This window comes from Pseudoalteromonas sp. BSi20480, assembly GCF_000241365.1.
GTDB classification, from domain to species: Bacteria; Pseudomonadota; Gammaproteobacteria; order Enterobacterales; family Alteromonadaceae; genus Pseudoalteromonas; species Pseudoalteromonas marina.
On record NZ_BADX01000057.1, the window covers coordinates 1 to 12,069 of the forward strand.

Sequence of the window (12,069 nt, forward strand, 5' to 3'; positions counted from 1 at the left end):
AACTAAAGTAGATATTACTGACAGAAAGACTTAAAAAATATTATCAGATATTTTCCAAATTCAGTTAGTGCGTAGAGATACGGATTAACGCCCAAATTTGCTTGGTGACAATAGCGTTTTGGACCCACCTGATTCCATGCCGAACTCAGTAGTGAAACGAAACAGCGCCGATGATAGTGTAGCATTTGTTATGTGAAAGTAGGACATTACCAGGCTTCAAATTGTAGAAAGCCGCTTTAGAAATGAAGCGGCTTTTTTACGTCTGCAGAAAAGTAATCTTCAGCATTCCCTTCTCTAAAGCGTCACGTCTCCTAAGCGAAGCGCCTCTTTGTGAACAGTGTTTTGGCTATTCAATACACTGGCCTATGGTAGGCAACATTTCACTGTGACTCTCTACCGCTGTGGGCACCATGACATTAACAGGCTCAAATAATAGAGACCTATTACAGCAGTGTGACGGTTTTTTACTTTCTTGGATAAAATAAAGAACCAAACTAATATCATCTCCATCAAAAATGCCAACCAACGTAAGGTTAAGTCAATTCTATCCCGTGTCTAGATCATAAACTTTTTACCTTTGACTACTGAGTTTTGTAATCTACTTTATTCTTTACATCTCTTCTCATTTTGTTGCAATTTCATTCTTGGCTTACTAAGTGACCTGTGTAAGACTAGCTGTGTTAATTTAGTAAATCAGGTGACATGAATGTCGAATAGTAAAGTTTGGAAACTTATAAGCCTGTTTTGTTTGTTTACGGTGCTTATGGGTTGTCAATCTAAAGAAGAGCAGCTACAACAAACAATTCAAGAGTCTATAAAAAAAGCGGATGCTGAGCTATCACAGCTAGGTAGTGCGCTAGATAATGGCAGTATACGCAATGCAGTGTTACTTAAAGAGTATGGTGCGCTTTTAAAAAAACAACAGCCAGAGCTTTCAAATGTTGTTGATGTAATTACTTTAGATGCTTCGCGCCAAGGTGCACTTTATAGTGGTTTATTACAGCGACTTAAAGAGACTAAAAGTACTTACTTAATCCCCCCTTACGAAGATACGTTGCACAGCATCGATCTTTTACGTGAAGCTGCAAAACCTTCACTGTTCTCTGACGCTTTAACTGATCCAATCAATATGCTTGCTGATATGTCAAAAGGATCGCTAGCTCGCGTTGGTGCTATTAGCCAACAAGCCGAGGGTGAAGGGGTAGGTAACCAGATGGTGGGTAACCCCAACTACGGTAACTGGCAAACAAATAGCAGTGGCATCAGCTTTTGGCAATGGTACGGCATGTACCGTATTTTAGGGGATGTATTTGACAGGGTTGAATACGGAAGCTGGAGTAAACGCCGTAAGTACAGCTATTACAACGATTATGGTCGTTATCGCTACTCAAGCCCTAAACAAATTAAAACACAAAGCGCGCTAGAGACACGTACACGTCAAACATATCAACGCCAAGGTAAGCAGTTCACAAGCCCGTATGCGAGTAAAAAGACTGGTGCATCAGGGTTAAGTCGAAGTAGCTATACACCGCCTAAGAGTCGCAGCAGTTACTCACGTTCAAGTAGCTATAGCAATAGCTCTGGTTCAGTTCGTGACAGTGGAAGCAGAACCTCTCGTGGCGTGAGCCGTGGTAAGTAAAGAATAAAGTTGGAGTTAGAATAATATGTATGAATTTAATGGAATAACTACGTGGTCGCTGCAAGCTTTAGCGATAGACTTTGCAATAATTGTGCTGCTATTTGTTAGCCTTAAATATATAAAAGGCTGGGTTTCAAATTTACATGCCAATGACGAAATAACAGAGCGTGATAATTTTGCCTTTGGTATTAGTTTTGCCGCTGGTTTGGTTGCGCTGGCTATCGTATTAACCGGTGTAAGCAGTGGTGCATTTGCTGCAACTCTTCAGCAAGAAGCACTGCAAATGCTTGGCTATGGTGCGCTTGCCATTGTGTTAATTAAGCTTGGTCACTTTTTTCAAGACAAAGTTGCACTGCGTAAAGTGAGCCTACATGATGAAATTGTTAAAGGTAATGTGACTGCTTCTATCATTGATTTTGGCCATGTAGTGAGTGTGGCAATTGTCATTCGTTCAGCACTGTTATGGGTAGCTACAGAGGGATGGCATGGTTTACCGATTGTCATTGCTGCCTTTGTTATTGGTAGCATCGTGCTGTTATTTGTGAGCCAGTACCGAGTTATGTTATTTAAACGCACAAATAAAAATGGTGACTGTCTTCAACAAGCTATTATTGATGATAACTTAGCTGTTGGTATTCGTTACGCTGGTTATTTAGTGGGTAGTGCATTAGCAATCACAGCGGCAACAGGTGTTGCACCGTATGCTGCAGATAATATTAATGCTAGCCTATTATATTGGGCTGTTAGTGCAGTAGTGAGCCTAGTTGCGTTTATTATTTTACACTTAGTGACCATTAAAATAATTTTATCGGGTTGTGATATTTCTGATGAAGTTAATCGTCAAAAAAATGTGGGTGTAGCAGCTATTTCTGCCGCTGTATCGTTTGCCGTAGGCATCACAATGGCAACCTTATTAGGCGCATAATTCGTGTCATCAACAACTCAAAGCCCAAGTAAGTCTCGCTTACTTGGGCACGATATATTACTTATCACTGTTATGGCTGTGCTCGCTGGGTGCGGCCTTATTTATGAGTACCTACTCTCTCACTATGCCGGCCGAGTACTAGGCTCTGTAGAAAGTGCTATTTACGCCATGATTGGCACCATGATAGTAGCTATGGGGCTAGGGGCTTTTTTAGCGCGTTGGTTTAAAGATGCGTTCACCGCATTTGCTTGGCTAGAAAGCATTATAGCTTTGATTGGCATGGGCTGTATTTTGGCCATAGCAAGCGTGATTGCAGTTAGTTATTCGCTTCCTCATTTGTTTTCGAGCATTTTTAACCTGCCACCAGACGTTGTACTTAATGGCTATGTATTTCAAAAGTTACAAGAATGGTCACGCTTTTTACCTTATGTATTTGGCTTAGTATTAGGACTGTTTATTGGTATGGAAATACCGCTTATAGCGCGTATTCGCCAACATGTGTACGGGCGGTTTTTAGAAAACAATGCAGGAACTATTTATGGTGCAGACTACATTGGGGCAGGTATTGGCGCAGCAATTTGGGTAAGCATAATGTTGGCTATGCCTATCATGCAAGCTGCTGCATGGACCGCTTTATTTAATATTATTGCAGGGCTTGCTTTTTTATGGCGCTACCATGCCCATGTTCGCTTTGCTAAAGCTTTGTTGGTTTGCCATATTTTACTGCTTGTGCTGTTTGGCTTTATTTTAGTGCTCGGCAGCAGTTGGATGAATAGCCTAAGCAACGTCTTATATAAAGATAAAGTTATTTATTCTCAGGCGACTAAATATCAGCATGTTGTATTAACAGAACGACTTAGCAAAAATCAACCGCAACCTATTACCGACCTATACTTAAATGGCCGCCTACAGTTCTCAAGTGTTGATGAACAAATATATCATTCAATGCTAGTTTATCCGGCTATGCTTGCCTCTAACCGACATGATAAGGTGCTAATTATTGGCGGTGGTGACGGTTTAGCATTAAGGGATGTACTAAAATGGTCGGTAAACGAAGTCACTTTAATTGATTTAGATGGACAGTTACTTAACCTATTTGGCCACGAAGACGATAAGTTTACCCCGCCCAAAGCCATCACGCAGCGATTAATAAACCTCAATAACGACTCAATGAAAGACCCCAAAGCTAACATAATCGTGGGTGATGCTTTTTTAGAGGTTGAGAAGTTACTCGATCAAAAAAAACAGTTTGACACTGTTATTATTGATTTACCTGATCCGAATCATCCTGACCTAAATAAGTTATACAGCGATTATTTTTATAATCATGTACGTCAATTACTTGCTCCTGATGGGGCTATGGCTGTGCAATCAACGTCGCCATATCATGCAAAAAAGGCGTTTCTAAGTATAGCTAAAACTGTTAAGGCTGCCGGGTTTGATTACGTGGAGCAATACCAACAAAATATTCCATCGTTTGGTCAGTGGGGGTGGACAATTGCTACCAAAATGGGTCAACCAGCCAGTGCACGAATAAATAATATAGGCGAAATGCCGGTATCGTCACGATGGATAAGTAAAAAATATTTACTAGCAAGTTTTGTATTCCCTAATCAGTATTTTGAACAAATAAATGATATTGAGGTCAATAGGTTAGGTTCTGGTCAGCTTTATGATTATTACCGTTCAGCATGGCAAATAGAGAGTGAATTGTATAAAAACTAACAAAACATGGTTGACATAATATGTCTACCGTGCGAATCTTAACTCAGACATAATATGTCAAACAACACAAAGGCAGAGACATGGAATTAAACGAACTTTCAATAAAATTAGCCTCTTTTGAAACTGAAGGCGCTAACTTTGAGTCTTTCTTGATTGCCAATCCAGGTGAGCAAGATGTTTTACAAGTCATTGTTGATGGAAATGATGAACTTCCAATTTTTGTTACGCAAACTCAAGAGCAGTTGTTATGTATTAGCTACTTGTTTGGCGAAGACGAAGTGAAAAGTGAATTACGCAACGAGTTAAACGAAACATTGTTACGTTTAAACGTGCCAATTCCACTAAGTGCATTTGCTAAAATCGATAATAAATACGCGATTTTTGGTGCACTGTCGGTAAACTCATCATTAGATGATGTTACCCACGAACTAGTGACATTAGCTGACAACGCGATTGATGCACTAGAAGCCGTGACCTTGTATTTAAACGATTAGTAACTAGTTAGTGGAGTTAAGATTATGAGTATTTTAAAAAATTAATTTACAGCAGTACGTGGTGGCGCTCGTGAAGCGGGCGAAGCAATTGTAGATGCAAATGGTATCCGTATTTTTGAACAAGAAATCGCTGATGCACAAAATGCACTTCACCGTGCTAAAAAAAGCCTGACCGAAGTAATGGCTAAAGAAATGCAAACTAAGCGAAAAATTAGCGCTGTAGATGCATCAATTGCTGAACACGAAGCGTATGCAGGCCAAGCACTTGAAAAAGGTAACGAAGCCTTAGCATTAGAAATTGCAGAAAAAATTGGTGACTTTGAAGCTGAAAAAGCTGAAAACGAGCAAGTATTAGCAGGTTTTAGCAACCACATTGTAACGCTTAAGCAGCAAGTTAAAGACGCTGAAAAGTCGATTAAAGAAAATCAACGTCAGCTTACTATGGTTAAAACCACAGAAAGCGTACAGCAAGCAACAATGGCTGTTAACAGTACGCTTAATACGAATAGCTCTTCGATGACCTCAGCTCGACAATCACTAGAGCGTATTAAACAGCGTCAACAAGACCGTAGCGATCAGTTAGGTGCTGCAAAAGAGCTTGAGTCAGAAGTTAATGGCGACGATTTAAAAGCGAAAATGGCTGAAGCAGGCATTGGTGACACAAGTCCAAAAAGTGCCGATATTTTAGCGCGCATTAAAGCCAAGCAAAACGGCTAATAGTTCGTACATTTATAATAAAAGGTAATTAAGCGTCGCTTAGTTACCTTTTTTGCTTAAGGGATGCTTTATTATGTTTAATTTTTTCAAATCTAAAAAAGAGCCAGAACGTCAGCTTAACCATGCAAGTGAGCTTAAAAAAGGTGACATGTTTACCGTTATAGATTCGTTTGCTTATCCGTCGTGGTTAAAAGGACAAACATTGCGTGTTATTGATGTGCAAACTTATCAATATCAGCACAGTAGTGATACTGAGTTTGTGCTTGAGACAAACAGTGGTCAAGTTGTGTTTTTACAAATAGCACAAGAAGACGGCGAGCAGTGGGCTAATTTTTCGATAAAAGTTCAACGAGATGAAGTAGACGATATTTTCACATTAGATGAATTTGCTCGTATTTTTGATGAAGAGTCGTTAACGCATATTGCAGTTAAAAATACTCCTGAGCGTTTTATGCAGTTTTTGGCTAAAAGTTACCAACAAACTGAATCGCCGTTTGTTTGTTATTTTCATAATAAAGACTTTCGTGGTCAAAGCCTACCTCGCTATGAGCAAGACGGTGGTGAGCCATGTGAAATGATATGTTTAGAATCGCCTGATGAAGGGCATAGTCTAAATATTGAAATTTGGGATGGCGGCGAAACCGAAGTGTCATTAACACTTACGCGTCCAATTACCGATATAGTGGATTTATTTCCTGGAGACGCGAAGTGAGTGATGCTAAAGATAAGTGGTTGCGCCAAGAGCAAGCTGTACGTGCAACACAAATGGCATTTGATTTGAGTAGCGATGTTCAAAAGCAAATAAAAAAGCAAGCAATTGACCAAGAGCTCACGCCATCCGATATGATCCGCAAAATACTTGGCTTAGATGTTAAGTCTAAAAAGACTCGACAGCGCTTATCGTTCAATTTGAATGATGATGAGATAGCGCAACTAGCGAGCCGCTTTGATGTACCAAGCGAAGATAAGCGCGCGGTAAAGCAACAAGTAGCAGAGCTTTTAATTGCGCATACTAAAAAAGCTAAGTAGTTGACCTAAATCCTGGCTTATAAAAGTATGTTAAGTAGTTATTTTAGCTAAATAATAAGATTAAATGGATGGGTACTTCAATGTACTTTTAAATCATTTATCAAAAGCTAATAAATTGAAAAGCAGTGCTTTTGCGTTCTTTGTATTAAGCCCTTACACTAAAGGTAACAACTATAAAGAAGTACTGCTTTGAATATTATACTGATTACTTACCTAATTATTTTTGCTTTATTTGGTACTGCAGCAAGTTATTTTGTGCGTTTTATATATGCATACTGGGTACTAAAAACCATGCCAATGAAGTACATACTAAAAGCAGGGATATGTGTGCTGCTAGTCGTGGTTATTTCAGCGCTTATTCCGTACTTAAGTCAATAACGCTGAAATAGTACTTAATACTTTATTTATTACTTAATATCTATTGATTGGCATTGCTGGTTAATACACAGCGATTGTACTTCAATAACCGGTAAGCAATCGGTTAGTGATTGTTGCTCATTTTGATTTTTTTCTTGTTCGGTGATTTGCTTTGCAATGCTTTCTGCTTGCTCTTGAGGGGTATTTAGCGTTGAATAAACAGCATATTTACTCGGCCCGCCACATGCTCGCGCCCCTACTTCAAGTACCTTACACTGAAAGCTTGCTGTACAGCCATTGTTATCAACAATATTGGCAAGTTGGCTATTTAAAGCCGACAAGCTCTGCCCTTGATCGCTATTTACAGATGCTGTTGTTGAGCAACCGCTGAGTAAAAAAATGCTAGCAGCAACACTAAAAATTGATAATTTAACTGTCAATGTCAAACCACTCATATTGTTATCCTTAAAATACACTTACCGCTGAGCCTTCAAGTTTAACACATTTATTTTCAACACACTGAGTGCTTGGTGTTGTTAAATGCTGGCAAATACTCATCATTCCTTTTTGCGCATTAAAATTACTTTCAAGCTCGGTGATTGTTTTGCTCAGTGTTTTTACTTGCTCGTCTTTTGCTGTTTTGGTTGAATAAACTTCAAAGCTACTAGGGCCACCACAGGCGCGACTACCTACTGCAATAACTTTACATTGCATACTTGTATCGCAGCTAGTGTCAGCAATAAGCGTGTTTAATTGGGTTTTAGCTGTCGTAATATTTTCAACCGATACCGCTTTAACACTTGAGTTTGAAAGTTCCTCAACATCACTTTTTGTTTGAGTGGTTTCTTTTAGTGTTTGTTGTTGTGGTTTTATTACTTCAGCAGTGGTTACTGATTCTTTTTCTGCTGGTGTTTTATCTAAACACGCACTTAAACAAAGGGGTAAAACAAGAGCTAATAATACAGGGCGCATAAGATACCTTGATAGTGATGAATAATTCATCACTATCATACACGGTGCATTTTTTACGGCAATAAAAACTCTATAATCAAGTAATTAAAGCCGTATTTAAGGCTTTTTAAAAACTACAAGCCACCTTGTGTGAGCTTAGTCGGGTTGAGCAGTTTTTCGAGCTCTTCACGTGGTAAGTCAGTTTCTTGTTCGGCAACATCAATAATAGGACGGGCTTCTTTATAGGCTTGCTTGGCTATTTTGGCTGCTTTTTCGTAACCGATCACCGGATTAAGTGCAGTCACTAAAATAGGGTTTTTAGCAAGAGCGCGGTCAATGTTAGCCTGATTTACGATAAATGTGGCTATGGCTTTTTCTGCCAAAGCTTGGGCGCTGTTTGTTAGTAGCTCTATGCTTTGCAAAATATTATAGGCAATAACGGGCAGCATAACATTTAGTTCAAAGTTACCAGATTGACCAGCAACGGTAATTGTAGCGTCGTTACCAATCACTTGTGCGCTAACCATCGCAGCGGCTTCTGGTATGACTGGGTTTACTTTACCCGGCATAATAGATGAGCCAGGTTGTAGGGCTTCAAGTTCTATTTCGCCTAAACCTGCAAGAGGGCCTGAGTTCATCCAGCGTAAGTCGTTCGCTATTTTCATTTGTGCTACAGCGAGTACTTTTAATTGCCCAGACAGTGCAACAATGGCATCTTGTGAACCAATATTATAAAAAAAGTTTTTGCTTGGCGAAAACTGGATCCCCACGTTTTTAGTTAGGTTAGTGCAAAATAAGTCTGCAAACTTTGGGTCGGCATTAATACCGGTACCAACAGCTGTACCACCTTGAGCAAGCTCACACACTGGCTCTAAGCTATGGCGAATGCCTGAAGCCGCGTTGTTTACTTGCGATTGCCATGCATTAAGGGTTTGCTCGAATGTAACAGGCATCGCGTCCATTAAGTGAGTGCGACCTGTTTTAACAATAGCGCCTACCTCGCTCTTTTTATTTTCTAAATGTTGCGAAAGGTTTTCAAGAGCTGGCAGTAATGCTTGTTTAACGGCTAGGGCACTACTTAGTGCAATAGCCGTAGGGACTACATCGTTTGAGCTTTGGCCCATGTTTACATCATCATTAGGATGTACAAGCTCCAGTTGAGTACTGGCAAGTGTTGCTATTACTTCATTGGCGTTCATATTAGAACTAGTTCCAGATCCGGTTTGAAACACATCAACAGGAAATTGATCATGATGCTTACCATCAATAATCGCTTGGCAAGCATGCTCTATTGCAGTTGCTTTGGTTTTATTTATAAGCCCTAGCTCACAGTTACTTTGTGCTGCAGCTTGTTTTATATATGCCAGTGCCTTTATAAATTGTGCTGGCATAGCAAGGGCGCTAATAGCAAAGTTATTAACAGCGCGCTGTGTTTGTGCTTGATATAAAGCGTTAACAGGTACTTTTAATTCGCCCATACTGTCTGATTCTATTCTAAAGTTGCTCATTAATGTGCTCCTTAAAAAGGGTTGAATTCGTGACTAAGAATACGAGCTTCACGCTCAAGTAATAAAAATTTAGCACGGCTATTGTGGCTTATGTAGAAACGCTTTAATGCAAGTAATGGTTTGTGTAGCTGGTGTAGACATTGTTTGCGAATTGCATTATGAGTAAGAGGATCGCACATTTTATTTATAATTTCATGATGTGTGCGTCTAAGGTAATACTCCTGAAGTAGCGGATTATCAAGTTGTTCAAAGTTTTTAGCTACGTTGAGAGCTGCGTCTATATAATGAGCGACAAGCATTGGGGCATGCAGACCTGGTCTTTTGCAATTAAATGCAAGAGTATGTTGATAGTTATGTAAGGCGTGATTTGAAGACATAAAAAAACCGACTCAACTAATGATAATAGTTATCATTACATTTAATCGGTTTCAGTGTAAATAGTTATTATAAAAATTATTTACGGCGTGTATTTTAATTATAGCCGAGAATAAATATCTGGTCTGTTTCATGTTTAGTGATCGCCTTTTGATTATGTTTTGGATGAGAAAGTAAATCAATAACTGTTGCTCTCATATCAAGGGTTTCACTGTGATCATCGGTACTTTTATCGGTGATAGCTACTGCTGCATCAACAGCGGTATAGGGAGGCATATGCATAATTTTATCCTTTTGTGATTAGTTAATTAACCCTTAAATGGGTCAATTATTTTGCTGCATAATACATACCAATCAAGCCAGCTATATCTAACTGTATGATTATATTTAACTTAATAAATAAATCATAATTAGTCACGACAACATATTGCAAATTTGCTTTACTATTGTGCAAACATCCACAATTTTGGTGCACTCAATGACAAAGCCATTTTCACAAGCATGTGAAAACAATAAAGGGCCAATTTTAGAGCATTTAAATAGCGCGTTAAAAAACGTTAAAACAGTATTAGAAGTTGGTTCTGGAACAGGTCAGCACAGTGTGTTTTTTGCTGAAAAATTACCTTATCTACAATGGCATACAAGTGATCGTGTCATTAATCATGAAGGTATTAGGCTATGGCATAGTGAAGTGAATTTAGCTAATTTACATGCCCCTATTGAGCTTGATTTAAACCAGCCATGGCCTATCGAAAAAGTAGATGCTATATATACTGCGAATACATTTCATATTGTAAGTTGGTTATTAGTTGAACGTTTTTTTGACGGGGTTAAACGTCACTTAAATGATGAGGGGGTTGTGTGTATTTATGGTCCTTTTAAGTACAAAGGTGAATACACTAGCCAAAGTAATCAAGAGTTTTGCGCCTTTTTAACTGAGCGAGATCCTTTAAGTGGTATAAGAGACTTTGAAGCTGTTTTATTATTGGCCAAGCAAGCAGGGCTTTCGCTTATGAGCGATCATGCTATGCCTGCTAATAACCAGTTACTCGTTTTTAAACGGCAATAACGATGTGCACTGTGCTTTGTAAAGTGCAATATGCTGGCGTTCTCGAGACAGGTAATCTTCAAGTGCACTGCTAAAGTCATTGTTAACAATATGGTGGGCTGAAAAAGTAGTAACGGGTTCAAACCCTCTGGCTATTTTATGCTCCCCTTGTGCACCTGAATGAAAGCAGTCGAGTTTATGTTTAATAGCAAATTCTATCCCTTGGTAATAACATAGCTCAAAGTGAAGTGTGTCAATATTTTCGCTTGCCCCCCAGTACCTGCCGTAAAGTGTGTTTTCACCAATTAAACTGAGTGTTGCAGCGATGACTTGACCGTCTTTTTTGGCAAGCATAATAACCAGCTGCGATGCCATAAGTGCATGCAAAAGGGTAAAAAATTCACTGTTTAGATAGCCTAAATGTCCTGAGCGTTTTAAATAGGTGCGCTGATAAAATTCGCAAAACAGCTGCATTATTTCAGGTGTAATATCTGAACCCTTTAGCCATTCAATAATAATATTTTGATGTGTTATTTTAGCGCGTTCTTTTTTTAGCGATCTACGTTTACGCGAGTTTAGCGTTGTTAAAAAGTCGTCAAAAGTATCAAACCCTTTATTAAACCATTGAAATTGAACGCCCTCTCTGAGCATCGCTTGCTGCTTAGTGAGTAACGTTGCTTGTGTTTGGTCGCAAAAGTTTATATGCCAGCCAGACCATCCTTGCTCAATGCTGTGTGTGCAGAGCTGCTCTGTAATATAGTTGTATACGTCGTTGTGGTTTGTGTGATGAATGGCAATACGTTTACCTTCAATTGGGCTAAATGGCACGCCTGATAGCCATTTGGGATAGTAATGCAAACCATTTTTTTCGTATGCTTCAGCCCATGCCCAGTCAAATACATACTCACCATAAGAATGGCTTTTTACATAACCAGGTGCAAGCGCTATTAAGTGACTCCCTTCATATACAGCTAAATGATAGGGCTGCCAGCCACTTTGTTGTGTTACACATTGGCTTTGCTCTAAGGCGTATAAAAAGGCATGTTGAGTAAAAGGTTCATCACCAAAAAAAGCATGCCATTGCGCTTGGTCTATTTCATTAATATTTTTAAACCATCGATGAGAAAAGCTTTTCATGATGCCGACCTTGTAAATATTGCGTGCTTAATTGTGCGCTCTAATTTGTAATTTTATTGGCACTTATTTTACTTCTAAGCTTCAATTTATTTTTTCAGAGCTTTAAGTAGTCACGTATTAAAGTGATTTTTTACGATTCGATTAGGCTAATTGTGTTATTAAAC

Annotated in this window: 14 protein-coding genes, 1 rRNA gene and 1 pseudogene; 10 read left to right on the top strand and 6 right to left on the bottom strand. The window is 39.0% G+C overall.

The window, feature by feature from the left end:
- Positions 1-100 precede the first annotated feature (100 nt).
- From rrf to P20480_RS12505, 9 genes and pseudogenes are all read left to right on the top strand, one after another.
- A 5S ribosomal RNA gene (gene rrf, locus P20480_RS17845) occupies positions 101-215 on the top strand.
- Between the two features lie 491 nt (positions 216-706).
- The gene (locus P20480_RS12535; protein ID WP_006793815.1) at positions 707-1,639 is read left to right on the top strand and encodes a CHAD domain-containing protein; all 933 of its coding nucleotides are present in this window, start codon (positions 707-709) and stop codon (positions 1,637-1,639) included.
- Positions 1,640-1,664: 25 nt separating this feature from the next.
- Entirely contained in the window at positions 1,665-2,564 is a 900-nt protein-coding gene (locus tag P20480_RS12530; protein ID WP_008128289.1) for a DUF350 domain-containing protein, read from the top strand.
- 3 nt (positions 2,565-2,567) lie between these two features.
- Entirely contained in the window at positions 2,568-4,289 is a 1,722-nt protein-coding gene (locus P20480_RS12525) for a polyamine aminopropyltransferase (RefSeq protein WP_008128291.1), read from the top strand.
- Positions 4,290-4,369: 80 nt separating this feature from the next.
- On the top strand, positions 4,370-4,783 hold the full coding sequence (locus tag P20480_RS12520; protein WP_006793818.1) for a YjfI family protein: 414 nt from the start codon (positions 4,370-4,372) through the stop codon (positions 4,781-4,783).
- A 24-nt stretch (positions 4,784-4,807) separates the two neighbouring features.
- A pseudogene (locus P20480_RS17850) lies at positions 4,808-5,500 on the top strand (PspA/IM30 family protein).
- A gap of 73 nt (positions 5,501-5,573) precedes the next feature.
- The gene (locus P20480_RS12515) at positions 5,574-6,212 is read left to right on the top strand and encodes a DUF4178 domain-containing protein (RefSeq protein ID WP_006793820.1); all 639 of its coding nucleotides are present in this window, start codon (positions 5,574-5,576) and stop codon (positions 6,210-6,212) included.
- The gene (locus tag P20480_RS12510; protein WP_006793821.1) at positions 6,209-6,529 is read left to right on the top strand and encodes a hypothetical protein; all 321 of its coding nucleotides are present in this window, start codon (positions 6,209-6,211) and stop codon (positions 6,527-6,529) included. Before P20480_RS12515 ends, P20480_RS12510 begins: the two co-directional genes overlap by 4 nt.
- 189 nt (positions 6,530-6,718) lie before the next feature.
- On the top strand, positions 6,719-6,907 hold the full coding sequence (locus tag P20480_RS12505; protein WP_006793823.1) for a hypothetical protein: 189 nt from the start codon (positions 6,719-6,721) through the stop codon (positions 6,905-6,907).
- A 29-nt stretch (positions 6,908-6,936) separates the two neighbouring features.
- Here the strand turns inward: P20480_RS12505 and P20480_RS12500 are convergent, their stop codons facing one another.
- The 5 genes from P20480_RS12500 to P20480_RS12480 form a co-directional block, all read right to left on the bottom strand.
- The gene (locus tag P20480_RS12500; RefSeq protein ID WP_006793824.1) at positions 6,937-7,341 is read right to left on the bottom strand and encodes a hypothetical protein; all 405 of its coding nucleotides are present in this window, start codon (positions 7,339-7,341) and stop codon (positions 6,937-6,939) included.
- Between the two features lie 10 nt (positions 7,342-7,351).
- Entirely contained in the window at positions 7,352-7,858 is a 507-nt protein-coding gene (locus P20480_RS12495) for a hypothetical protein (RefSeq protein WP_008128300.1), read from the bottom strand.
- 113 nt (positions 7,859-7,971) lie between these two features.
- Positions 7,972-9,345 (bottom strand): class II fumarate hydratase, encoded by a 1,374-nt coding sequence (locus tag P20480_RS12490; protein ID WP_008128303.1) that lies wholly within the window; start codon positions 9,343-9,345, stop codon positions 7,972-7,974.
- Between the two features lie 11 nt (positions 9,346-9,356).
- Positions 9,357-9,722, bottom strand: a complete 366-nt coding sequence (locus P20480_RS12485) for a hypothetical protein (RefSeq protein WP_238530287.1) — start codon at positions 9,720-9,722, stop codon at positions 9,357-9,359.
- A gap of 94 nt (positions 9,723-9,816) precedes the next feature.
- Complete coding sequence (locus tag P20480_RS12480) at positions 9,817-10,002, bottom strand: hypothetical protein (protein ID WP_006793828.1); 186 nt, start codon at positions 10,000-10,002, stop codon at positions 9,817-9,819.
- Between the two features lie 196 nt (positions 10,003-10,198).
- Here P20480_RS12480 and P20480_RS12475 point away from each other — a divergent pair, with 196 nt between their 5' ends.
- A complete protein-coding gene (locus P20480_RS12475; protein WP_008128308.1) occupies positions 10,199-10,789 on the top strand; it encodes a DUF938 domain-containing protein in 591 nt (196 codons plus the stop codon).
- On the opposite strand, the gene P20480_RS12470 is transcribed toward P20480_RS12475, so the two are convergent.
- A complete protein-coding gene (locus P20480_RS12470) occupies positions 10,766-11,905 on the bottom strand; it encodes a GNAT family N-acetyltransferase (protein ID WP_008128310.1) in 1,140 nt (379 codons plus the stop codon). The genes P20480_RS12475 and P20480_RS12470 overlap by 24 nt on opposite strands.
- Between the last annotated feature and the right edge of the window lie 164 nt (positions 11,906-12,069).